The 23822-nt window shown below is 62.4% G+C and carries 24 protein-coding genes and 1 pseudogene; 21 read left to right on the top strand and 4 right to left on the bottom strand.

Annotated features, from left to right (window positions below):
* Positions 1–82: 82 nt before the first annotated feature.
* Positions 83–757, bottom strand: a complete 675-nt coding sequence (radC, locus tag F2P46_RS28830) for a DNA repair protein RadC (RefSeq protein WP_166896737.1) — start codon at positions 755–757, stop codon at positions 83–85.
* A 191-nt stretch (positions 758–948) separates the two neighbouring features.
* On the opposite strand from radC, the gene F2P46_RS28825 reads away from it, so the two are divergent.
* The 7 genes from F2P46_RS28825 (at position 949) to F2P46_RS28795 (ending at position 7875) form a co-directional block, all read left to right on the top strand.
* Positions 949–2358, top strand: a complete 1410-nt coding sequence (locus F2P46_RS28825; protein WP_166896735.1) for a hypothetical protein — start codon at positions 949–951, stop codon at positions 2356–2358.
* Positions 2359–2462: 104 nt separating this feature from the next.
* Positions 2463–2918 carry a peptidylprolyl isomerase gene (locus tag F2P46_RS28820; protein WP_166896733.1) on the top strand — a complete coding sequence of 152 codons (456 nt, stop codon included), beginning with the start codon at positions 2463–2465 and terminating at the stop codon, positions 2916–2918.
* Positions 2919–2979: 61 nt separating this feature from the next.
* The gene (gene ispH, locus F2P46_RS28815; protein ID WP_208296816.1) at positions 2980–3927 is read left to right on the top strand and encodes a 4-hydroxy-3-methylbut-2-enyl diphosphate reductase; all 948 of its coding nucleotides are present in this window, start codon (positions 2980–2982) and stop codon (positions 3925–3927) included.
* 274 nt (positions 3928–4201) lie between these two features.
* The gene (locus tag F2P46_RS28810; protein ID WP_166896731.1) at positions 4202–5131 is read left to right on the top strand and encodes a branched-chain amino acid ABC transporter permease; all 930 of its coding nucleotides are present in this window, start codon (positions 4202–4204) and stop codon (positions 5129–5131) included.
* A gap of 18 nt (positions 5132–5149) precedes the next feature.
* On the top strand, positions 5150–6358 hold the full coding sequence (locus F2P46_RS28805) for an ABC transporter ATP-binding protein (RefSeq protein WP_166896729.1): 1209 nt from the start codon (positions 5150–5152) through the stop codon (positions 6356–6358).
* A 21-nt stretch (positions 6359–6379) separates the two neighbouring features.
* Positions 6380–7153, top strand: a complete 774-nt coding sequence (locus tag F2P46_RS28800) for an ABC transporter ATP-binding protein (RefSeq protein ID WP_166896728.1) — start codon at positions 6380–6382, stop codon at positions 7151–7153.
* A complete protein-coding gene (locus tag F2P46_RS28795; protein ID WP_166896726.1) occupies positions 7150–7875 on the top strand; it encodes an ABC transporter ATP-binding protein in 726 nt (241 codons plus the stop codon). Before F2P46_RS28800 ends, F2P46_RS28795 begins: the two co-directional genes overlap by 4 nt.
* A 398-nt stretch (positions 7876–8273) precedes the next feature.
* On the opposite strand, the gene phaP is transcribed toward F2P46_RS28795, so the two are convergent.
* A complete protein-coding gene (gene phaP, locus F2P46_RS28790; RefSeq protein ID WP_166896724.1) occupies positions 8274–8843 on the bottom strand; it encodes a TIGR01841 family phasin in 570 nt (189 codons plus the stop codon).
* 425 nt (positions 8844–9268) lie between these two features.
* On the opposite strand from phaP, the gene F2P46_RS28785 reads away from it, so the two are divergent.
* From F2P46_RS28785 to pbpG, 3 genes are all read left to right on the top strand, one after another.
* Positions 9269–10114 (top strand): DMT family transporter, encoded by an 846-nt coding sequence (locus F2P46_RS28785; protein ID WP_229509503.1) that lies wholly within the window; start codon positions 9269–9271, stop codon positions 10112–10114.
* A gap of 8 nt (positions 10115–10122) precedes the next feature.
* Positions 10123–10818 carry a nitroreductase gene (locus tag F2P46_RS28780; RefSeq protein ID WP_166896720.1) on the top strand — a complete coding sequence of 232 codons (696 nt, stop codon included), beginning with the start codon at positions 10123–10125 and terminating at the stop codon, positions 10816–10818.
* Between the two features lie 153 nt (positions 10819–10971).
* Entirely contained in the window at positions 10972–12045 is a 1074-nt protein-coding gene (gene pbpG, locus F2P46_RS28775; RefSeq protein WP_166896718.1) for a D-alanyl-D-alanine endopeptidase, read from the top strand.
* Positions 12046–12192: 147 nt separating this feature from the next.
* On the opposite strand, the gene F2P46_RS28770 is transcribed toward pbpG, so the two are convergent.
* On the bottom strand, positions 12193–12975 hold the full coding sequence (locus tag F2P46_RS28770; protein WP_166896716.1) for an IclR family transcriptional regulator: 783 nt from the start codon (positions 12973–12975) through the stop codon (positions 12193–12195).
* A gap of 148 nt (positions 12976–13123) precedes the next feature.
* On the opposite strand from F2P46_RS28770, the gene F2P46_RS28765 reads away from it, so the two are divergent.
* The 5 genes and pseudogenes from F2P46_RS28765 (at position 13124) to F2P46_RS28745 (ending at position 17694) form a co-directional block, all read left to right on the top strand.
* Positions 13124–13510 carry a diacylglycerol kinase gene (locus tag F2P46_RS28765; protein WP_166896715.1) on the top strand — a complete coding sequence of 129 codons (387 nt, stop codon included), beginning with the start codon at positions 13124–13126 and terminating at the stop codon, positions 13508–13510.
* 150 nt (positions 13511–13660) lie between these two features.
* Positions 13661–14984, top strand: a pseudogene (locus F2P46_RS28760) (IS4 family transposase).
* A gap of 512 nt (positions 14985–15496) precedes the next feature.
* Positions 15497–16057 carry an alpha/beta hydrolase gene (locus tag F2P46_RS28755; protein ID WP_166896713.1) on the top strand — a complete coding sequence of 187 codons (561 nt, stop codon included), beginning with the start codon at positions 15497–15499 and terminating at the stop codon, positions 16055–16057.
* Between the two features lie 65 nt (positions 16058–16122).
* Positions 16123–16761, top strand: coding sequence for a peroxiredoxin (locus F2P46_RS28750; protein WP_166896711.1), 639 nt, complete (start codon positions 16123–16125; stop codon positions 16759–16761).
* 159 nt (positions 16762–16920) lie between these two features.
* Complete coding sequence (locus tag F2P46_RS28745; protein ID WP_166896710.1) at positions 16921–17694, top strand: sulfite exporter TauE/SafE family protein; 774 nt, start codon at positions 16921–16923, stop codon at positions 17692–17694.
* Between the two features lie 22 nt (positions 17695–17716).
* Here the strand turns inward: F2P46_RS28745 and F2P46_RS28740 are convergent, their stop codons facing one another.
* A complete protein-coding gene (locus F2P46_RS28740) occupies positions 17717–18118 on the bottom strand; it encodes a hypothetical protein (protein WP_166896708.1) in 402 nt (133 codons plus the stop codon).
* A 217-nt stretch (positions 18119–18335) separates the two neighbouring features.
* Between F2P46_RS28740 and cysT the strand changes: the two genes are divergently transcribed.
* From cysT to F2P46_RS28710, 6 genes are all read left to right on the top strand, one after another.
* Positions 18336–19238: a sulfate ABC transporter permease subunit CysT gene (gene cysT / locus F2P46_RS28735; protein WP_166896706.1), complete on the top strand. Its 903-nt coding sequence runs from the start codon at positions 18336–18338 to the stop codon at positions 19236–19238.
* Positions 19239–19300: 62 nt separating this feature from the next.
* On the top strand, positions 19301–20170 hold the full coding sequence (cysW, locus tag F2P46_RS28730) for a sulfate ABC transporter permease subunit CysW (RefSeq protein ID WP_208296817.1): 870 nt from the start codon (positions 19301–19303) through the stop codon (positions 20168–20170).
* A complete protein-coding gene (locus tag F2P46_RS28725) occupies positions 20167–21240 on the top strand; it encodes a sulfate ABC transporter ATP-binding protein (protein WP_166896704.1) in 1074 nt (357 codons plus the stop codon). The genes cysW and F2P46_RS28725 overlap by 4 nt, the downstream gene beginning before the upstream one ends.
* The gene (locus F2P46_RS28720; RefSeq protein WP_166896702.1) at positions 21237–22184 is read left to right on the top strand and encodes a CysB family HTH-type transcriptional regulator; all 948 of its coding nucleotides are present in this window, start codon (positions 21237–21239) and stop codon (positions 22182–22184) included. Before F2P46_RS28725 ends, F2P46_RS28720 begins: the two co-directional genes overlap by 4 nt.
* Before the next feature lie 112 nt (positions 22185–22296).
* The gene (locus F2P46_RS28715) at positions 22297–22572 is read left to right on the top strand and encodes a hypothetical protein (protein ID WP_187362413.1); all 276 of its coding nucleotides are present in this window, start codon (positions 22297–22299) and stop codon (positions 22570–22572) included.
* Positions 22573–22582: 10 nt separating this feature from the next.
* Positions 22583–23806 (top strand): DUF2325 domain-containing protein, encoded by a 1224-nt coding sequence (locus tag F2P46_RS28710; protein ID WP_166896700.1) that lies wholly within the window; start codon positions 22583–22585, stop codon positions 23804–23806.
* Positions 23807–23822: the final 16 nt, after the last annotated feature.

Here is a 23822-nt window from a genome sequence, read left to right as displayed (position 1 = left end):
GTTTATGTTGAAAGAACGAAGAAGCCTACATGCTATGCGAAGTTATGTATAGGAAAAACTACTTTTGATATGGAAACGATATTTATAGCTGGCCGTGCTCGGCGAACGAATGCACATGTGGGCCTGCGACAACAAAATGGTCCAGCACGCGCACATCGATCAGCGCCAGGGCTTGCACCAGCGAACGGGTCAACAACAGGTCGGCTTCGCTCGGATCGGGGTTGCCGGACGGGTGGTTGTGCGCCAGCAAGATACTGGCCGCGTTGCGCGCCAGTGCCGCCTTCACCACCTCGCGCGGGTGGACGCTGGTGTGTGTCAGCGTGCCGCGGAACATTTCCTCGCAGGCGATCAGGCGATTTTTGACGTCCAGGAACAGCACCAGAAAGGATTCGTGCGGCTGGCGGCCGAGGTGCATGCGCAGGTATTGACGCACCGCTTCCGGCGAGTTCAATAGTTCGCCGCTTTCGAGCCGCTCGCCGATGGCGCGCTGGGCCAGCTCCATCACGGCCTGCAATTGCGCGAACTTGGCCGGCCCCAGGCCGTGCACCGTCGAAAATTGAAGCAGGCTGGCGCCGAACAGGCCGTTGATCGAACCGAAGCGCAACAGCAGGTCGCGCCCCAGCTCGACCGCGCTCTTGCCGCGCACGCCCACGCGCAGGAAGACGGCCAGCAATTCCGGGTCGGACAGCGCCGCCGCCCCTTCGCTGATGAGCCGCTCGCGCGGACGCTGCTGCTCGGGCAAGTCCTTGATTCCCATCGTGCCTCCAATTGAATGTTAAAATTGCAACATGGCGAGCGTCAGGCGAGCGACGATCGACGCGGGCATTCGCTCCGCTGGTCGGGCGCAGCACGACAGGCCATTATCGGCGTGCCGAGGCGCGCCTTACTGATCCCGCCATGACAATCGGCGGGAACCTGGAAGGCATTTTGAAATCGACGGATGGTTGAATGCGCATAATCGCCCTATCAGGAATCGCGCTGCTGGCCTCACTGGCCCACGCCGCGCCAGCGCAGCGCTGGGTCGACGGCGACGACGTCCTCTTGCGCGCCGGGCCGAAGTCCGACGCTGCCGCCGTGGCCCGCCTGCGGCGCAACAGCGTGGTCACCCTGGTGCGCGAAGAAAGCGCGCTCGGCTACTGCGAAATCCGCACCGCCGACGGCGCCACCGGCTACACCGCGTGCCGCTATCTGATGCGCGCGCCGATGATCGCCGTCACTGCGCAGGGCCAGCCGCGCCCGGAACAAGCGGATCCGGAACGCGCCTTCTGGCGACAACCGGACTGGAGCAACCTGGAGCGCTACGCGCAAGCGCTCAGGGAGCGCAACCTCCGGATCAAGCAGCAGGGGCCGTTCCCGCGCTGCGAGGCGCTCGAAAAAATGAAGGCGCACCTGGCCTTGGGCATGCACGCCGCCAAGCCCGCCCCGTTCGCCGACTGGGCCGAGCTCAAGCGCACGGCGGTGCGCCTGCGCTCGCAAGACAAGGCCGAGGCGCAAGCCTGGGAAATTGCCGCCGACCTGCGCGCGAAGGTGGGCCTGTCGTCCAGCGAACTGTACAGCACCGACGATGCAGGCGGCCGGCGCCGTCTCTCCGGGCTGATGACAGTGCTGGAGTTCAGCGAGGTGACGCCCTCGCTGTTCCGTAGCGAGGCCCAGGTGGCGCCACCGGCCAGTACTGCCGAACAGGCCAGCGGCCGCTTCGGCATCATGTTCCGGCAAGTGAGCAACCCGCGTCCCAAGCCCACGCACACGAGCGACGACGACAATTCGCCGAGCGACGCTTCGCCGGGCGACGCCTCGCCGGGCTTGTACGATATCAAGAGCCGCACCGATGCCCTGATGCGTCCCGTGCACCGGGTCCAGCTCAGCCGCGACGGCGCCCTGCGATCCGCACCGAGCCTGGTCCGCAAGACCGTCACCTTGTGGCGCGAAGCCGACCAACCCGAATGCAAAGGCTGGATTCCCGGCTTCGCCTTCGGTGCGGCCGATGCCGGCCCGTGGCGTTTTTTCGGCCCCCTTGCCGCTGCCAACAAGAAACACAATACCCATCCGCCCGGCAGTCTGTTCGCTTTCTACACCACACTCGACCTGCCGCCCGGCCCGGCCAAGGTCAGCGAGACGCACATGACGCTCGCGCGCGCCGGTACCGGTTTTGTCAAAGGCACCCATCTGTACTACGACCTCGACGCCGACGGCATCGCCGATCTGGCCATCTGGGAAGGGGAGGGCAAGGGGCCCGGCGATATTGAACGGCGCAGCACCGCCACCGATGACCGCTGGTACCGCCTGGTGCTGGTCAATATCAACGGCGCCTGGAAAGTGCTGGGCAGCGACACGTTCAGCTATGGCTGCGGCTGCTGAGCAGTCGCCCGGCTTGCGCACTTGCCCGCAATCAAATGCGGGCAAGCGAGACCGTTCGGGCCACGGTGGCTTACAATGTCGCTTTGCACGCCTCGATACCGACCATGTCCACTACCACCCCCGCCGTCGTCACCGAATCGGCCTACCTGACCCTGCACTACCGCCTGGCCACGCAAGACGGCGCCGATCTGATCACGACCTTCGCCGGCAACCCGGCCACCCTGATGATGGGCAGCGGCCAGCTCGCGCCTTTCCTCGAAACCTGCCTGCTGGGCTTGCCTGAAGGCACGCACCAGACCTTCCAGCTGGCCCCGGCGCAAGCCTTCGGCGAGCGCAACCCGGAGCTGGTGCGCGATGTCTCGCGCGCCACCCTGGACGAGAATTCCGCCCCCGGCGCCGACTATCAAGTGGGCGACCTGGTCGACTTTGCCGCACCGGGCGGCGGCCGTTTCGCCGGCGTGCTGCGCCAGTTCGGCGAGGATGCGGTGACGTTCGACTTCAACCATCCTTTGGCTGGCCAGTCGCTGCAATTCGAAGTTCGCCTGATTTCGGTACTTTGATTGTCGTCACACATATAACTGTTGTACAGAACGTTGTTTAAATAAGACAAAGAGGTTCATCATGGACAGCGAAATTCTCCTGGCCCAGCCGCGCGGTTTTTGCGCCGGCGTCGACCGCGCAATCGAAATCGTCGAGCGCGCCCTGCAACAATTCGGCGCGCCGATCTACGTGCGCCACGAAATCGTGCATAACGCCTACGTGGTCGAGGACTTGCGCAACAAGGGCGCGATCTTCATCGAGGAGCTTGACGATGTCCCGGCCGGCAACACCTTGGTGTTCTCCGCCCACGGCGTCTCGAAAGCGGTGCGCGCCGAAGCCGAAGCGCGCGGGCTGACCATTTTCGATGCCACCTGTCCGCTGGTGACCAAGGTGCACGTCGAGGTCGCCAAGATGCGGCGCCAGGGTTGCGAGATCGTCATGATCGGCCACGACGGCCATCCGGAAGTCGAAGGCACCATGGGCCAGACCGATGAAGGCATGCACCTGGTCGAAACCGTGGCCGACGTGGCCACCTTGCAAGTGAAGACGCCCGACCAACTGGCCTACGTGTCGCAAACCACCTTGTCGGTGGACGACACGGCCGACATCATCGCCGCGCTCAAGGAAAAATTCCCGAACATCATCGAGCCGAAAAAGGGCGACATCTGCTACGCCACCACCAACCGCCAGGAAGCGGTCAAGTTCATGGCGCCCCAGGTGGAAGTGGTGATCGTTGTCGGTAGCCCCAACAGTTCGAACTCGAACCGCCTGCGCGAAGTGGCGGAAAAGAAGGGCACCCCCGCTTACATGGTCGACAACGCCTCGCAGATCGATCCGAAATGGCTGGTCGGCAAGCTGCGCATCGGCGTGACCGCCGGGGCCTCGGCGCCGGAAGTGCTGGTCCAGGCTGTCATCGACCGCCTCAAGGAACTCGGCGCGCGCAGCGTGCGCGCGCTCGACGGCGTGGAAGAGCATGTCACCTTCCCCTTGCCCAAGGGACTAGACGGTATCAAGGCCGGGGTTGCATAACCCAAAGCATGGCCGTTTGTCAAAATTAAATTCGGAACACGTGTGATTTTCCGATATTAGTTTTTTCCAAACCTCGTTATGATGTTGACGCTCAGATGTTGTCATCGGGACGTCATGTTCGTTCTGATGACGCACGGTTGCAGCAAAGACATGAAAAACCGCCGTTCCCGTGGCCAGGGACAGCGGAGTGTACAAGCGGCGTCAGGCCAGGAGCGGCACTACGGGGGTTTCCCCGGGTGCCGTTTTTGTTAGATCGAATTGAAACGGGGTCATCATGGATACCTTTATCCAACAAATTATCAACGGCCTTGTGCTCGGCAGCATGTATGCCCTGGTCGCGCTGGGTTACACCATGGTGTATGGGGTGCTCAACCTGATTAACTTCGCCCACGGCGACGTACTGATGATCGGCGCCATGGTGGGCTTGTCGATCCTCAAGGGCCTCGAGATCGTCGCGCCCGGCCTGCCCGGGTATGTGGACCTGGCCATCGCCATCATCGGCGCCATTCCGGTGTGCATGATTGTCAATATCCTCATCGAGCGGGTCGCCTACCGGCGCCTGCGCAACGCGCCGCGCCTGGCGCCCCTGATCACCGCGATCGGCATTTCGACCCTGCTCACCACGTTCTCGATGATGATCTGGGGCCGCAGCCCGCTATCCTTCCCGCAACTGCTGTCGAGCGAACCGATCCATATCGGCGGCGCCGTGATTTCCCAGACCCAGGTGTTGCTGCTGGCCTTGGCGGGCATGTCGATGGGCGCGCTGGTGTTGCTGGTCGAAAAAACCAAGATGGGCCGCGCCATGCGCGCCACCGCCGAAAATCCGCGCGTGGCCGGCTTGATGGGGGTCGACTCCAATAAAGTCATCGTGGCGACGTTTGCCATCGGCGCGGCGCTGGCCGCGGTGGCCGGTGTGATGTGGGGTGCCAACTATTCCTCGATTCAATTCGCGATGGGTTTCCTGCCCGGCCTGAAAGCCTTCTCGGCCGCGGTGCTGGGCGGCATCGGCAATATTTACGGCGCCATGATCGGCGGCATCCTGCTCGGCCTGATCGAAGCGCTCGGCGCCGGTTACATCGGCGCGGCCACCGGCGGCTTTTTGGGCAGTCACTACCAGGATATTTTCGCCTTTGTCGTCCTGATCATCGTGCTCACGATCCGGCCATCCGGCATCATGGGCGAGCGCGTCGCCGACCGTGCCTGAGCACAGAAAAGGAACATCATGGCTCTGCTCTCATTCAATTTTGAAACCCACCCGCGCCAGGCCCGCATCAGCATGGTGGCGCTGCTGCTGACTTTGCTGATCTTCCCTTTCGTTGCCCAGCAGTTCGGCAACTCGTGGGTGCGCATCGTCGACATGGCCTTGCTGTACATCATGCTGGCGCTGGGCCTGAACATCGTGGTCGGCTTCGCCGGCCTGCTCGACCTCGGCTACATTGCCTTCTTCGCCGTGGGCGCCTACATGACGGGCCTCTTGGCCTCGCCGCAATTTGCCGCCCTGCTCGAATCGGTCGTCAACCAGTTTCCGGTGTTCGGGGAATGGCTGGTCGCGATCATGGGGCCGGAAATCAGGGAGAGCGGGATCCACCTGTCGGTCTGGCTGATCGTGCCGCTGGCGGCGGCCACGGCCGGCTTGTTCGGCGCCTTGCTGGGCGCGCCCACGCTCAAGCTGCGCGGCGACTACCTGGCCATCGTGACCCTGGGCTTCGGCGAGATCATCCGCATTTTCATGGTCAACCTGAACGACCCGATCAACTTCACCAATGGTCCGCAGGGCATCAACCTGATCGATCCGATCCGCATTTTCGGCGTCTCGCTCGCTGGCGAGCCGGGCTCGAAGGCGACCGTCTTCATCGGCAGCTACGGCATGCCGTCAGTGAACGCTTACTATTTCCTGTTTTTGTTCCTGTGCATCGCCATCGTGTTCATCACCTCGCGCCTGCAGCACTCGCGCCTTGGGCGCGCCTGGGTGGCGATCCGCGAAGACGAAATCGCGGCCAAGGCCATGGGCATCAACACCCGCAACGTCAAGCTGCTCGCGTTCACCATGGGCGCTTCGTTCGGCGGCGTGGCCGGCGCCATGTTTGCCTCGTTCCAGGGCTTCGTGTCGCCCGAATCGTTCTCGCTGACCGAATCGATTGCCGTGCTGGCGATGGTGGTGCTGGGCGGTATCGGCCACATTCCGGGCGTGATCATGGGCGGCATCCTGCTGGCGGCCTTGCCGGAAGTGCTGCGCCACGTGGTGGAACCCCTTCAGATGACCTTGTTCGGCAAGGTCCTGATCGAAGCGGAAGTGCTGCGCCAGTTGCTGTATGGCCTGGCGATGGTATTGATCATGCTCAACCGTCCGGCCGGCCTGTGGCCGTCGCCGAAGCATGAAGACCGGCCAGATGCCGCCGAGACCAACAAAAGCGGCGAGTTGCCGGCCTGATGGCGGCGTGAGGATATCCAGATGAGCGAACAAGTCATTCTCCACATCGAAGGCGTGAACAAGCGCTTCGGCGGTTTGCAAGCGCTGACCAACGTCGGCATCAAGATCATGCGCGGGCAGATTTACGGGCTGATCGGCCCCAACGGCGCCGGCAAGACCACGTTCTTTAATGTGATCACCGGGCTGTACCAGCCCGATACCGGCACCTTCGAGCTGGCCGGCAAACCGTATTCGCCGTCGGCCCCGCACCTGGTGGCCAAGGCCGGCATTGCCCGCACCTTCCAGAATATCCGCCTGTTCGGCGAGATGACGGCGCTCGAAAACGTGATGGTCGGCTGCCACGTGCGCACCCACCAGGGCGTGTTCGGCGCGGTATTCCGGCACAAGGCGGCGCGCCTCGAAGAAGCGGCGATCCGCGCGCGCGCGCAGGAGTTGCTCGACTTTGTCGGCATTGGCGCGTTTGCCAAGCGCACCGCCAAATTCCTGTCGTACGGCGACCAGCGCCGCTTGGAAATCGCGCGCGCGCTGGCCACCGATCCGCAACTGCTGGCGCTCGACGAACCGGCCGCGGGCATGAACGCGACCGAAAAGCTGGCGCTGCGCGAGTTGCTCATCAAGATCAAGAACGAAGGCAAGACCGTGCTGCTGATCGAACACGACGTCAAGCTGATGATGGGGCTGTGCGACCGCATCACCGTGCTCGAATACGGCAAACCCATCGCGGAAGGCTTACCGGCCGACATACAGAAAAATCCGGCAGTGATCGAAGCCTACCTGGGAGGTGCTCACGCATGAGCGACAATATTCTGAAGATCCAGGGCTTGAAGGTGGCGTACGGCGGCATCAAGGCCGTCAAGGGCATCGACCTGGAAGTGAACAAGGGCGAGCTGGTGACCCTGATCGGCGCTAACGGCGCCGGCAAGACCACCACCCTGAAAGCCATCACCGGCACTTTGCCAGACTGCAAGGTCGAGGGCACGATCAGCTACATGGGCGCCTCGCTCAAGGGCAGCAAGTCGTTCGAGCTGGTGCAGCAGAAACTGGCCATGGTGCCGGAAGGCCGGGGCGTGTTTACGCGCATGTCGATCCACGAAAACCTGCTGATGGGTGCGTACACGCGCAACGACAAGGCCGGGATCGATGCCGATGTGGAGAAGTGGTTCACGGTGTTTCCACGCTTGAAAGAGCGCGCGGCGCAGATGGCCGGTACCTTGTCGGGCGGCGAGCAGCAGATGCTGGCGATGGCGCGCGCCTTGATGAGCCATCCGAACCTGTTGCTGCTGGACGAGCCGTCGATGGGGCTGGCGCCGATCATGGTGGAAAAGATTTTCGAGGTGATCCGCGACGTGCACAAGCAGGGCATTACGGTGTTGCTGGTGGAGCAGAACGCGAAACTGGCGCTGGAAGCGGCCAATCGCGGCTATGTGATGGATTCGGGCGCGATCATCATGGGCGGCAACGCGCAGGACATGCTGCACGATCCGCGCGTGAAGGCGGCCTATCTGGGCGAGGAGTAAGGGCAAGGGGCGGGCGCATTATTTCGTTCGTAGACCTGTTACGGTATTTCCGCCACAGTTCCGTCATTCCCGCCACTATCCCGTCATTCCTGCCACTGTCCCGTCGACCCCGCGACTGTCCCGTCGTCCCCGCCACTGTCCCGTCGTCCCCGCGAAGGCGGGGATCCATGGCACTTTCGCTCAGTGGCAAATCTCGACGGTATCCATCGGCACGCGTGCTATGGATCCCCGCCTTCGCGGGGAGGACGGCGGTGGTGAGGTAGGCGGCGGTGGTGAGAGAAGACGGCGGCGGTGGTGAAGTAGGCGGTCATACAGCACGGAGCCAGCGCTTACGATTGCATCAGCCATAAAAAAACCCCGCAGCGCGGGGTTTTTCACTTCACGACAACAGCGCCAGATTAACGCTTGGCGGTCGTACGTGCAGCAACGTTCTGTGCAGCCTGGGTGAACTGCGATACCGCTGCGTTCACATTGGTTTCCATGGCTTCTTTAGCTTGCTTGGCGGTCTTGCTCATCTGCTCGTAGCCAGCGTTGGCGTTGCCGATCGATGCCTTGATCGCGGCAACCACGTTTTCCGAACCGGCCGGTGCATTCTTGCTCACTTCGTCAACCAGCGAAATCACCTTGCGGTTGGTTTCAGCGATCTGGAACTCGGCAGCTTTACTGAATTCAGCCTGGGTGCCGGTGGCGATTGCGGCCAGCTGGCGGCTGTACGACATCGCTTTTTCAGCATTTGGCTGAGCCTGGGCGGCGGTCAGCGAGAAAAATTCTTGTGGGTCTTTGCACGACAGCAGTTGCTTGGTAGCGATCGAGGACTCTTCCAGCGTTGCCTTGGCAGCGGTGATGTTCAGCTCGACCAGCTTTTCAATGCTTTCGAAGGCCTTCGTCGTCAGCGACGAGTACAGCGCAAACTGCGATTCAAAGTTAGCTTTGGTGGCGTTCGAAAACTGCTCAGGGATTGCAAACATATATATTCTCCAAATATTGATTAATAGTATTGTTGATAAATGCTGCGTTGAACCGGTGAGGCAGAAAAATCTGTCAAGCCAAGGCTGAACAATAGGATTGTGCAGCGCAACAAAGTCTATTTTAATGATTTCTCGACCAGAGTCAAGCGAATCTTGTGCAGTGCACAAATCTCTCGTGATCAATGGAAATAGCCGGTCCGCACAGAGTCGGCGGCACGGTTTCCAGACAGCCGGCGGCCACGCTGTCATAGACAAAACCGGCCTTGATAACATGGCAATGAGGCCCATGCTAGACTCGCGGTTCGCGCTGTCCAACCTGTTGATACGGCGCCTTGACGTTTGACGTCGAGCGCAACCCTTGATATATGTCAAACGAAACGTTTAAAAATGTTGCGCCGCGCCACAGTGCGCCCTGGCTCTCGCCGATGCCCGTGTTTTTCGTGCTGTTGTGGAGTACCGGCTTCATCGTGGCCAAGTTCGGCCTGCCGTACGCGCCACCGCTGACCTTCCTGCTGCTGCGCTGCGCGGCGGTGCTGGTGGTGCTGCTGCCCATCGTCCTGATCTGGAAAGCGCCGTGGCCGAAAGGCAGCATCGGCCATATCGCCGTGGCCGGCTTGCTGTTGCAGGCGGGCTACCTCGGCGGCGTCTGGTGCGCCATCAAGCTCGGCATGCCGGCGGGGGTGACCGCCCTGATTGTCGGCATGCAACCTATCCTCACCGCCGCCTGCGCTCCCCTGATCGGCGAGACGGTGCGCCCGCGCCAGTGGTTGGGCCTGCTGTTCGGCCTGACCGGCGTGGCGCTGGTGGTGTATGCCAAGATCACCCTGGTCGGCCTGTCGTCGCTGGCGATCGGCTTTTGCGTGCTGGCGCTGCTGTCGATTACCGCTGGTACGATGTACCAGAAACATTTTTGTCCGCGCTTCGATTTGCGCACCGGTACCGTCATCCAGTTCGCCTCCACCGTGGCGGTGCTGCTGCCGGTCGCGCTGCTGTTCGAAGGGCTCGACTGGTCGCTCAGCAGCATCACGTGGACGCCGCGTTTCATCGGCGCGTGGATGTGGTCGGTGTTTGCGCTCTCGATCGGCGCCATCTTCCTGCTGTTTCAGTTAATCCGCCGCAGCGATGCGACCCAGGTGACCAGCCTGCTGTACCTGACGCCGCCGACCACGGCCGTCATGGCCTGGCTGATGTTCGGCGAAGCCTTCAGCTGGCTCGGCGTGGCCGGGATGCTGGTGGCGGTCATCGGTGTGGTGTGTGTTGTCAAAAAATAGGAGAAACAATGTTGGTTAGCAAAGAACAAACCATCGTGGACGCCGCGATCAGCTCGCGCCGTTCGATCCGTGCCTTCCTGCCGACCCCGGTCGCGCGCGAAGATATCGAGCAGATCCTGGCGGTGAGCGCGCGCGCGCCATCTGGCACCAATATCCAGCCATGGAAGGTCACCGTGCTGACCGGCCAGGCCAAGGAGAGCTTGTCGCAAGCCATTTTGGCGGTCCACAACGATCCCGAACTAGCCCGCCAGCATGTGGAGGAGTATCCCTATTACCCGCGCGAATGGACCTCGCCCTACATCGAGCGACGCCGCAAGGTCGGCCTGGACCTGTATTCGCTGCTGGGCCTGGAGCGCGACAACAAGGCCGGCATGCACGCCCAGTTCGGCCGCAACTACCGCTTTTTCGATGCGCCCGTGGGGCTGATTTTCACCATCGACCGGGTGCTGGAGCAGGGCTCCTGGCTCGATTACGGCATGTTCCTTGAAAACATCATGGTCGCCGCGCGCGGGCGCGGGCTCGATACCTGTCCGCAGGCGGCGTTTACGCCGTATCACAAGGTCATTGCCGAGCATCTCCAGTTGCCCTCCAGCGAGATGCTGGTGTGCGGCATGGCGCTCGGTTTCGCCGATCCGGGCAAGATCGAGAACACCCTGGTGACCGCGCGCGAACCTGTGGCAAGCTTTGTTCGCTTCATGGAATAAACGCGTACACTGTGACGGACGCAAGGAGCGCCCTGGCTACCGACGTTGTAGCCCGGCACAAGACTTCCTCCGAATGTCAAATTCGTTTGCGATTGCTGAGTACTTTGCTAGACTTCAGCGATATAAAGGTCAGCTCGCTTCAAAGGAATTCAGATGTATAAGTTTGTCTTGGGCGCTATCGCCTCCCTGCTGTTCGCTTTCACCCCGCCGGTCGAGGCCAAGGTCAAGGCCAAAGCCAAGGCCGGGGTCAGTGCGGGCAAGATCAAGAAGCAGGCCGTCGGCAAGCCGCGCTTCAAACGGCGCGAAATCGCTCCCCGCGTGGTGGCCGACAGCCGCAACACGATGGTGCGCCGTACCGTCATGGTGCGCGGCAAGCGCAAGGTCGTGTACCAGCGCGTGATCATTGCCGCCTCGATGCCCGAACGGGTGCGCCAGAGCGCCGGCGACCGTGCCGGCCTGAACCAGACGTCCGACCCGCTCGACCTCAAATCCAACGTGGCTTTCGTGCTCGACCAGAACAATGCCGAGGTATTGTTCGAAAAGAACGCGAATATCGCCTTGCCGATCGCCTCGATCACCAAGTTGATGACCGGCCTGATCGTGGTTGAAGCGCAGCAGGATATGGGCGAGGTGCTCACCATCACCGAGGACGACGTCGATCACGAAAAATTCACTAGTTCGCGCCTGCGCGTCGGTTCCAGGATGACGCGCGCCAACTTGCTGCATATCTCGCTGATGAGTTCGGAGAACCGGGCGGCGGCTGCGCTGGCGCGCAATTATCCGGGTGGCGTGGCGGGGTTTGTCGAAGCCATGAATGCCAAGGCGCGCCAGCTGGGCATGAACGATACGCGCTATGTCGATTCGAGCGGGCTGTCGAGCCGCAATGTGGCCAGCGCGCGCGATTTGGCCAAGCTGGCCATGTTCGCGTACAACCAGCCGCTGCTGCGCCAGTATTCGACCGATCCGAAATCGACCGTCGATGCGGGCGACCGGCTGATGCATTACAACAATACCAACTATCTGGTCGCGATGCCGGATTGGGATATCGGCTTGCAAAAGACCGGCTTCATTAACGAAGCGGGGCGCTGCCTGGTGATGCAGACCGTGATCCAGGGCCGCGCGGTGATCATGGTGTTTTTGGATTCGAAGGGCAAGCAATCGCGCACCGCCGATGCGGGACGGATGCGGCGCTGGCTGGAGGGCTTGCGCCCGCCGGGGTTGTCTTGATAGCGCCACAACTTCGTTCCCGCGCCAAGGCGGCCCTCGGCGGGAATCCACGGTACGGTGGCTTAGCAACGATGCCTTGGATTCCCGCCTTGGCGCGGGAATGACGGTTTTGAGGAAAGCGCTTGAATCGCGCAAGCGTTCGAAAGACTAAACCGCCGGTCCCGTATACCCCAGGGTCGCCGAAATCTGGCTCGCCGTGCTCACCAGGTCCTCCAGCCATTCTTCCTGCAAGCGATCGGCCGGCGCTGAAATCGACAGTCCGGCAATCAGCTTGCCCGAATCGTCATGGATGCCCGCCGCCATGCAGCGCACGCCTAGTTCCAGCTCTTCGTTATCGCGCGCGTAACCGCGCGTCCTGACCACGCTCAGCTCGCGTTCCAGCTTGCCCAGGTCGGTAATCGAATTCTTGTTATGCCCGGCCAGCCCGGTGCGCGTGGCATACGCCCGGATCGCCTTCGGTTCATCCACCGACAAAAACAGCTTGCCGGTCGAGGTCAGGTGCAGCGGGCCGCGTCCGCCGATGGCGCGCACCACCTGCATCCCGGAACGCTCCGAAAACGCGCGGTCGATGTACACAATCTCGTCGCCCTGGCGCACCGACAGATTGATGGTCTGCTGGGTCTTCTTGTGCAGCGAGCGCATGTAGTCGAGCGCCGCTTCGCGCACCGACAGCCGGCTTTTCACCACATTGCCCAGCTCCAGCAAACGCATGCCGAGACGGTAAGTGCCGGGTTCCACCCGGTCCACGAAGCGCGTGATGACCATGTCGTTCAGGATCCGGTGCGCAGTCGATGGATGCAATCCGGACACCTTGGACAATTCTTTCAGGCTGACCGGATCGGTATAGTTGGCCAGCGCGTCGAGCAAGGCCACCATGCGCTCGATGACCTGGATCGAGGTTTTGGGCGCTTCAACGGTGTCGATTTTCATGATGTGGTTGGTGCAGTGCAGTATATGTCCGTACTTTATACCACAATGTGAAAAGGATTGGCAATTTCCCTTTGCGGCGCGGCAAAGATGGCGCAGCGGCGGCGGGGCGGGGCATAATGCGTTTTACCTGTTTTTTTGAAGAGACTCCATGACCGAGCCTGTCAGTGAATTCAAGAGCAAAAGCGGCCTCCAACGCATCGTGGCGGCGACCGGCTATTCGATCGATGGCTTCAAATCGGCCTGGGCAAGCGAGCATGCCTTCCGCCAGGAACTGTTCCTGGTCGTTATCGGCACCGTCATCGCCCTGCTGTTGCCAATTTCTTCCTTCCAGAAACTGTTCCTGATTGCCGTGCTGGTGCTGGTGCTCATCGTCGAACTGATCAACTCGGCCATCGAAGCCGTGGTCGACCGCGTCTCGCTCGAACGCCATCCGCTGTCGAAGAATGCCAAGGATTTTGGCAGCGCCGCCGTGATGCTGGCGGTCATGATTGCCGTGGCCTCGTGGGCGGTGGTACTGTTCAACCGCTTCTACTAAGATAGGCTCTAAGTAGCACCCCTTTCAAGGTCCACCCGGCACTAACCTGAGTCTGACATGTCTAATGCGCTTTTAGACATGTTCAGGGGTAATATCATGGTGATGGATGAGGTGATGGCCCGTTTCGCCGAACGGGCACCTGTTCCCGTAATGGCGAGGTTGGCCATACAGCGCGCATTGGACCAGAACTGGATCGATACCGTGTTCGAACAGTATCGCCAGTCGCAATATACGCGCGAATTATTGTTTTCGACGATCATGGAGATTATGTCTGTGGTGGCGATGGGCCTGCGCCCGTCGTTACACGCGGCGGCCAAAGCCTATGTGAATCTGCCGGTGTCGATCACGGCCCTGTACGACAAGATCAACCATGCAGATCTCGGTGTGATGCGGGCGTTGATTCAAGGTAGCCAAGACCGCCTCAGCCCGGTATTGGACGCGATGCAGCCAACCCCCGCGGCGACCGTAGCCAGGCTACCGCCTGCGCATCGTCGACGGCAGCCATTTGCCGGCGAGCGAGAAGCGGCTCAAGCCGCTGCGCCAGTTCCGCAGCGCGGCCTTGCCGGGACATTCGCTGGTGGTGTATGACCCCGATAGCGGCCTGGTGATCGATTTGCTGCCTTGTGAGGATGCGCATGCACAGGAGCGCGCCTGCATGGCGCCGATCCTCGAGCGCGCGCAGTCGGGCGAACTGTGGATCGCTGATCGTAACTTTAGCACCAGATCCATCCTGGCCGGCTGGCATCGACGCGGTAGCGCCTTCATCGTACGCGAGCATGGCCGCACGCCTAACCCCACCGCTTGCGACGCGCCGCATGTCTGCGGACGCGTCGACACCGGCCTGGTCTCCGAACAGCCGGTGAGCATCGGCACGGAGGAAGACGGGCAACTGTTGTTGCGCCGCATTGAGGTGCAACTGGACCGACCCACCGATGACGGCGATACAGTGATCCGGTTGCTGAGCAACCTGCCCGAGTCGAGGTTTAGCGCCGAATATATCGCCTCTCTCTACCGTAGGCGCTGGCGTATCGACAACATGTTCCAGCGCCTGGAGTCGGCCCTGAACAGTGAAGTGGCAACGCTGGGTCACCCGCGCGCCGCATTGCTCGCGTTTGGCGTCGCCGTGCTGGCGCATAACGTGCTCGCAGTGCTCGAACGCGCCATCATGATCCGTCACCAACTGGAGCCGGGCGGCGAGATCGAACTATCGGCCTTCTACCTCGCACTGGAGGTGAAGGCAGCCTATGAGGGCATGATGATCGCCCTTCCCAGCAGTGATTGGCGCGCTTACGACAACCTTGATGCCCGCCAGTTGGCGGACTTGTTGCTGCAAGTGGCGGCACGTGCTGACCCAAAAAGACTACGCAAACACAAACGCGGGCCGCAAGTACCGAAGTCGGGGTACGTGTCTGGTGCCGAAGCGCGCAAACACGTATCCACTGCACGGGTTCTGAAGGAGGGGCGGATCGTATGAGGACCTTGAAAGGGGTGGCTCTAAGTAGTCACCGGAAATTTATTGTAAATTCCGTCCCATAATTTGCCGTGATGGAATTAACCTCGTCGAGCAGTGCGCTGGCGGTAAGGTGAGCGAACTTGCGCCAAAAGTCGCGCTTGTCCTTCAAACTAAGGCGGCAACGCTTGTAGCGAAACGCCATGCGCTTCAGATATTCTTTGATGCTGTTGCGGCTGAGCGGCTATGCTTCGCGTCTTCCCATTGCCGCTGCAGTGTCCTGGCTGTCCCGCCCGCATCGCGCGTCAGATCGCCGAGCTGGCGCCGCTCCTCGTCGGACAGCTTCGGCGGCCGGCCGGTGTGCCGCCCCTCGACGTTATAGATCAGAATTTGACAAGAAAAATCTGGCGATTACTTAAGTCCACTGATCGATTGATATTGGCCCGCCTTATGCGCGGGCCGCATATCGAACCGCGAAACGATTCCTTCGCTTTCGCCGCAGCGGGCCGTATTCTGGTGTTCCAGGAGGTGGCGCCATGACGGAACTCTTTCCCCATTTTCAAGTAATCGTGGTCAGTGGACTGCATGACAGCGGACCGGGTCATTGGCAGTCGCGCTGGCAGCGCCTGCACCCGGAATTCGTGCGCGTGCGCCAGGATGATTTCGACCAGCCCGACCTGGCGGCCTGGGCGGCGCGGCTGGACCAGGTGCGCCGATCCGATCCGCGTCCCGCGCTGCTGGTGGCGCACAGTTTCGGCTGCCTGACAGCGGTGCACAGCATCGCCCGCAGCAGCGACGGCGTGGCCGGCGCCCTGCTGGTCGCGCCGGCCGATCCCGACAGATTCGGTGTGGCCGAGCGCCTGCCCGCGCTGTCGCTCGATTGCCCTAGCATATTGGTCAGTAGCGCCAACGATCCGTGGATGAGCGCGCCGCACGCGGCCTTGTGGGCGCGCCGCTGGGGCAGCGAGCTGATCGAGCAGGGCCGGCTGGGACACATCAATGCCGACTCCGGCCTGGGCGACTGGCCGGCCGGTTACAACTATTTGCAGCGCCTGGGCGAATTGGCGCACAATAGGACGCTGGCCTTTTCGGCATGATTGACATCCGCTTATAATTTTCGAACAACTTTCGAACAACTTTCGATGAACGATTGGAGATCACAATGAGTTTACGTTTGGGCGATACCGCTCCCGATTTCGAGCAGGATTCTTCGCTGGGAACGATCAAGTTTCACGAATGGGCTGGCGACTCGTGGGTGGTGCTGTTTTCGCACCCGGCCGATTTCACGCCCGTCTGCACCACCGAGCTCGGCCTGACCGCCAAGCTCAAGCCTGAATTCGACAAGCGCAACGTGAAAGCCATTGCGCTGTCGGTCGATCCGGCCGACCTGCACAAAACCTGGATCAAGGACATTGAAGAGACGCAAAAAACCGTGGTCGGCTTTCCGATCATCGCCGATGCCGACAAGAAAGTGGCCGCCCTGTACGACATGATCCACCCGGAACAGTCGGCCACGGCCACGGTGCGCTCGCTGTTCGTGATCGATCCGAAGAAAAAGATCCGCCTGTCGATCACCTATCCGATGAGCACCGGACGCAACTTCGACGAAGTGCTGCGCGTCATCGACGCTCTGCAACTGAGCGATGCCTACACCGTGGCCACGCCCGGCAACTGGCGCGATGGCGACGATGTGATTATCCCGCTGAGCGTGCAGGACCCGGAATTGATCAAGCAAAAGTATCCGAAAGGCTACACCGCCGAACGCGCGTATCTGCGGGTGACGCCGCAGCCGAACAAGTAAGCTGCCGTGCCAGGGGCGTCCTTGCCGCCAGTGGCGGAAAGGACTCCCCGGCATTACCATTTTCACCACGCCACCCTGAAACGCATAAGCAAATAAGCTTTCCGTTGTTTGAATCACGGCTGAGTCCCTATACCCTGAAGGTATTCTAGGGGCTCATTCATGCAACTTACGTATATCGTTTCAGGTTTTGCCGTCGGCCTGCTGGTCGGCATGACCGGTGTCGGCGGGGGGTCCCTCATGACACCGCTGCTCACGCTGTTGTTCGGCGTGCCGCCCTCGGTCGCCGTCGGCACCGACCTTGCGTTCGCCTCCATTACCAAGTCGGCCGGTGCGTTTACCCACCGCCTGCGCGGCACCGTGCGCTGGGATATCGTGCGCCATCTCTGTTTCGGCGCCTTGCCGGCCGCCGTGGCCGCCACCTTCGCCCTCAAGCAATTCGGCACGCTCGACAAGGAAATCGGCCAGATCATCCGTTACTCCATCGCCGGCTCGGTCATGCTGACCGTGATTGCGCTGCTGTTCCGAGGCAAGATGCTGGCCTGGATCAACGCCAGGCCCGAGCGTCAGTTGCAGGGCAGGGCGCTGGCGGCCGCCACCATTGTCTCCGGCGCGCTGCTGGGCGTGCTGGTCACGGTCTCCTCGATCGGCGCCGGCGCCATCGGTGCGACCTTGCTGGTCATGCTGTACCCGCGCATGACGCCGGCAGAAGTGGCCGGCACCGACATCGCCTACGCCGTGCCGCTGACCGCGATTGCCGCCTTCGGCCACTGGTGGCTCGGCTCGATCGACTGGGCCTTGCTCGCCATGCTGCTGATCGGCTCGCTGCCAGGCATCACCCTCGGTTCCTGGATCGCCAAATCGGTGCCGGAAGGCTTTTTGCGCGGCTTGCTGGCAACCACTCTCACCTTGGTGGCGGTCAAGCTGGTCTATTAAACTCCGTTAAAACCAGCTGCGCTCAGGGCCGGCTCGGCCACACCTGCGCCACGCGCGCGCGCAGAAACGGGTCGGCGACCACGATCGGCGCCAGCCAGCGCAGCACCGTCGCCGCTTCATGGCGCAGTTCGGTCCACAGCGCAAACTCGCAATTGAGCGCCGCATTCACGTACACCCGCACCAGCAGTTCGCGCTCGACCGGCGTGGCCCCGTCCGCCGCGCCAAGGCGCACGTAGGCCGCCACCAGCGCCTGCGTGTCGCCGCCGCGCGGCAGCATCGGCGCCGGATCGCACTCCTGCGCCCAGACGTGGAAGATGGCGCGCAGCCCCGGCGGCACGCTGACGCTGAGCATCGCGTCCGCTTGCGCTGCCCGGCAACTGTCCGGCGCGCCGCTACTTCCCTGCAAACGTTCATGGTTGTGCATGTTTCCTCCTGATCGCTGCATGTCAGACAGCGCCGGGACGAGCCGGGTTCAGCCGTTCAAGCCCGCGTTTGCGCCCGCTCAAGTCATCCGCAGCCGCGCGCTCGGCGCAATCTTAATAGCATATCGATCTATACAAATAAGAAATGCTTCGTTTGCGTTATGTGGTTCTGATGCGATTATTGCCGCTTATTAGACGAATTTGTAATAAGAGGCCCCCATGTCCCCTTCGCTTCCCAGCGACAAGCCGCCCCGGATCTTTCCGGGCTCCGACTGGCTTTTCCGCTGGTGCTACGTCAAGACCCCGCGCCGGGTCTTGCCCGGATTTGGCCTGACGCTCGGCTTCACCGTGTTTTACCTGTGCCTGATCGTCCTCATTCCACTGTCGTCGGTGTTCCTCAAGACCTTCAGCATGACCTGGCCGGCGTTCTGGGAAGTGGTGGCGTCGGAACAGGCGATCGCCTCCTACCGCCTCAGCTTCGGCGCTTCCTTTATCGCGGCGCTGATTAACACCTTCTTTGGCGGCATTGTCGCGTGGGTGCTGGTGCGTTATGAATTCCCGGGCAAGCGCATCATGGATGCGCTGGTCGACCTGCCGTTCGCGCTGCCCACCGCGGTGGCCGGCATCACGCTCACCGCGCTGTACTCGACCAACGGCTGGATCGGCAAATACTTCACCGAGCTTGGTATCAAGGTCTCGTACACGCCGTTCGGCGTGGTGGTGGCGCTCACCTTCATCGGCTTGCCCTTCGTGGTGCGCACGGTGCAGCCGGTGCTGGAAGACCTGGAAAAAGAACTCGAAGAAGCCGCCGCCAGCCTTGGCGCCAACGCCTGGCAAACCTTCACCCGCGTGGTGTTCCCGGCCGTGATGCCGGCCCTGGTGACCGGTTTTGCGCTCTCGTTCGCGCGCGCCACCGGCGAATTCGGCTCGGTCATTTTCATCGCCGGCAACCAGCCAATGATCTCCGAAATCACGCCGCTCCTCATCTACATCAAGCTCGAAGCGTACAACTACGCCGGCGCCACCGCGATTGCCGTGGTGATGCTGGTGGCCTCGTTCGCGCTGCTGTTGGCCATCAATCTGCTACAGGCGTGGACACGCGCCAGGACCGGTAAAAAGTGAGCACTGCGATTAACCAGGCGGCGACGCCCGCTACCGGCCGTGCGCGCCGCTCGTTCCGGGAACTGTTCCTGCGCCGCTCGCACCCGCTGGAACCGGTCTGGGTCAGCGCGCTGCTCAAACTCATCGCCCTGGTCTTCCTGACCCTGTTCCTGTTCATCCCACTGGCCGCCGTGTTTGCGGAAGCGTTCAAGAAGGGCGCCGAAACCTATGTGGCGGCGATTATCGATCCGGATGCGGTGGCCGCCATCAAGCTGACCCTGATCGCCGCCTTCATCTCGGTGCCGTTCAACCTGGTGTTCGGCGTATGCGCGGCGTGGTGCATCGCCAAGTTCGAATTCCGGGGCAAGTCGATCCTGCTCACCTTGATCGACCTGCCGTTCTCGGTCTCGCCGGTGATCGCCGGTTTGATCTATGTGCTCATGTTCGGCGCCCAGGGCTGGTTCGGCGAGTGGCTGGCCAGGCATGACATCAAGATCCTGTTCGCGGTGCCGGGCATCGTGCTGGCGACGGTGTTCATCACCTTCCCCTTCGTGGCGCGCGAACTGATTCCGCTGATGCAGTCGCAGGGTAACGAGGAAGAAGAAGCCGCGCTGGTGCTGGGCGCCTCGGGCTGGGCCACGTTCTGGCGCGTGACCCTGCCGAACATCAAATGGGGCCTGCTGTACGGCGTGATTTTGTGTAACGCGCGGGCGATGGGCGAATTTGGCGCGGTGTCGGTGGTGTCGGGCCACATCCGCGGCGAGACCACCACCATGCCGCTGCACGTCGAAATTCTCTATAACGAATACAACTTCGCGGCCGCCTTTGCCGTCGCCTCGCTGCTGGCATTGCTGGCGCTGGTGACCCTGGCGATCAAAACCTTTGTCGAATGGCGGCTGCGCGAAACGCACGCGCTGCACGCCGCAGACCGCAACATGGAGTACGGATCATGACGATCGAAGTGAGGAATATCAACAAGCGGTTCGGCGATTTTGTCGCCCTCGACAACGTTTCGCTGCAGTTCCCCTCGGGCGAACTGACCGCGCTGCTCGGCCCATCGGGCTGCGGCAAGACCACGCTGCTGCGCATCATCGCGGGGCTGGAGCATCCGGACAGCGGGCAGGTGCTGCTCGATGGCCAGGATGCGTCCGGCCGCCACGTGCGCGAACGCCAGGTCGGCTTTGTGTTCCAGCATTACGCGCTGTTCAAGCACATGACCGTGTTCGAGAACGTCGCTTTCGGCTTGCGCGTCAAGCCGCGCAAGGATAGGCCGAACGAACAGCAGATCCGCCACAAGGTGCAGCAACTGCTCGAACTGGTGCAGCTCGACTGGCTGGCCGACCGCCATCCGCCGCAACTGTCGGGCGGCCAGCGCCAGCGCATCGCCCTGGCGCGCGCACTGGCGGTCGAACCGCGCGTGCTGCTGCTCGACGAGCCGTTCGGCGCGCTCGACGCCAAGGTGCGCAAGGAATTGCGGCGCTGGCTGCGCCGCCTGCACGACGACCTGCACGTGACCAGCATTTTTGTGACACACGACCAGGAAGAAGCGCTGGAAGTGTCGGACCAGGTGGTCCTGATGAACAAGGGCCGGGTCGAGCAGTTGGGCTCTCCCGAGCAGGTCTACAACAACCCGGCGTCGCCCTTCGTGTACGGCTTCCTGGGCAATGTGAACTTGTTCCACGGGCGCGTGAACGACGGCGTCATGGCCAGCGGCGACGCCAGTTTTTCGGTGCCGGAGCATGCCTCGGCCAGCAACGGGCAGGGCACCGCCTACGTGCGCCCGCACGATCTCGATATCGACCGCTACACGCCGGGCGCGGACGGCATCGTCGTCAAGCTGCGCCGCGCGCATGCGATCGGTCCGCTGGCGCAGCTCGATCTTGAGCGCGCCGACAACGCCGAATTGATCGAAGCGGTCATTCCCAACGAGCGCTATCGGCAGTTGGCGTTGAAGGAAGGCGAAACGCTGGTGGTGCGTCCGCGCCGGATGCAGGTGTTTGTCGATCAGGGAGCGGCGATATGAATTTCCAACAACTGCGGTCCATCCGCGAAGCGGCCCGGCGCGGCTACAACCTGACCGAGGTGGCCAATGCCTTGTTCACGTCGCAGCCGGGCGTGAGCCGCCAGATCCGCGAGCTCGAAGACGAACTTGGGGTGGTGATCTTCGAGCGTAACGGCAAGCGCCTGACCGGCTTGACCGATCCGGGCAAGGGCATCCTGAAGATCATCGACCGCCTGCTGGTCGAAGCCGAGAACCTGCAGCAGGCCAGCATGGAATACGCCGGCAAGAACAGCGGCACTCTGACCATTGCCGCCACCCACACGCAGGCGCGCTATGCGCTGCCGAAAGTGGTGCAGTCGTTCCGCAAGGACTTCCCCGAAGTGCGCATCGCACTGCAGCAGAGCGCTCCCGATCATATCGCCGAGTGGGTTTTGTCGGGCAAGGCCGATATCGGCATCGCCACCGAAGGCCTGTCGCAGTTTCCGGACCTGGTGTCGTTCCCGTGCTACCGCTGGAGCCACCTGATCGTGGTGCCGGACGCTCATCCGCTGCTTGGCTGCTCGCCAATCCGGCTGGAAGACCTGGCCGACTATCCGCTCATTACCTACGACGTGGGCTTCACGGGGCGCGGGCATATCGACGCGGCGTTCGCCAAGGCCGCAGTGCGCCCCGACATCGTGCTCACCGCGATGGATTCGGACGTCATCAAGCAGTACGTGAGCCTGGGGATGGGCGTGGGGATCGTGGCCTCGATGGCGTTCGACCATGGGCGCGACAAGGGGCTGCGCGCGGTGGAAGCGTCGCACCTGTTCGCGGCCAACGTGACGCGCCTGGCGGTGCGGCGCGGCGCCTATCTGCGCGCGTATGCGTATCACTTCATCGAACAGTTTGCGCCGGATGTCTCGCGCGCCGATATCGAACGCGCGCTCGACGCCGACGCGCCGCGCGAAAGTCAAGCGGGGTGAGTGATTGCTTGCAAATGCGAATGATTCTCGTTTATACTTGATTTCAGCAAGCCATCCACCCACGCATAGCCCGCCGCCGTTGCCAGCCACTGCATACCGTCAAGGAAGCATCGTGTCGAGCAAACATCCACAGAATCCAAGCGAACCTTGCCAGCATGTGACGATCGCCGACAGCACCATCGGCCACGTCAGCATCTGCCCCGAATGCAGTGTGCTGCACCTGTCGCTGAACCACGTCTCGGTGCGCTTCACGCCGGAAGCGTTCCGCGCGCTCTCAAGCATGGTCGGTGACGCCCAGGCGCGGCTCGATCACGTAGCCCAGTCCAACGCCGCCGCCGCCGCTGCCGCCGTCATCGACGAAGCGCGCCACGGCCCCAAGCTGCATTAAGGAGAAGCGTATGTGCGACCACGATGCCAAAAAGCCGCTCGCGCGGTTCTTCCCTCCTGACGGCGAAGCCGCTTCGCGCACCGCGTCGTCGCGCCGCCAGCGCTTGTGGGAGCTGCCGGCCAATACCCACTGCCCGGTGATCGGCGTGTGCCTGCCGCTCGGGGTGCTGCGCAAACTGGTGAACAAGGGCGTGCGCGGCCAGGCCCTGGCCGACGACTACGAAATCCACGTCGGCGCGGTGGCCGAATGCGCCAACCGCAACCGCATCTCGAACCTGCTGCAGGATGCGCTCGACCAGCGTTACGCGCTGGTGCTGCTGCGTTTCAAGGATGCGCGCAGCGGCGACGCCGTCATGCTGCTGTGGCGCCAGGCGATCGCGCAGGGCGACGTGGCCGGGGCCTTCTGGGCCGCGCTGACGCACCCGCGCAGCGACTTTTTGGTGCAGGACACGGTGCTGCGCGAGATGCACATGATCCAGCACCAGGCCGGCGCCAACACGCGCATCGACCACGCGCACTACCTCGAACTGCAGGAAGAAAATGCCGCGCTGGCGGCCGAACTGGCGCAATCGCAGCAGCGCCACGTGCGCACGCTGGCCGACAAGGCGCGCGAGCTGGAACAGGTGCAGGCGCAGTTGATGACCGCGCGCGCCGAGCTGGTGGCGCGCGAGAGCAAGGTCGCATTTTTGCAGGCCGACATGGCGGAGCTGGCGGCCTCGGTGCCGGACCTGGAAGCGCGCACGCGGCTCAAGCAAAAGCTCGATGATGCGGCGCAGCGTTTGAATGCGCGCGATGCGCAGCTGGCGCAGCTGCGCCAGCAACTGGCGGCGTCCACGCGCCAGCTCGACGCCTTGCAGGCGGCGCGGCCGGTCGACGCGCCGGTGTGCGAGGAAGACGCAGCCGAGGCCATCGCCGCCGCGCAGCTGGTCGACAAGACCTTGCTGTGCGTGGGCGGCAGGAGCGCCAGCGTGGCCAGTTACCGCTGCATGACGGAGGAGGCGGGGGCCAGGTTCGCGCACCATGACGGTGGACAGGAGCACGGCGCCGATCTGCTGGACGCCAACCTGGCGGCGGCCGACCTGGTGATTTGCCAGACCGGCTGTATCAGCCACAATGCCTACTGGCGCGTGAAGGAGCACTGCAAGCGCACCGGCAAGCAGTGCGTGTTCGTGGAAAATCCGAGCAGCACCAGTTTTTCGCGCGGGCTGCGCCAGATCGCGATATTGGCCGCGTAGGGTCCGGCCCTCCCGC

The sequence above is a fragment of the Massilia sp. CCM 8734 genome, assembly GCF_011682155.1.
GTDB lineage: Bacteria > Pseudomonadota > Gammaproteobacteria > Burkholderiales > Burkholderiaceae_D > Telluria_A > Telluria_A rubra.
This window is presented reverse-complemented; position numbering and strand designations above follow the sequence as displayed.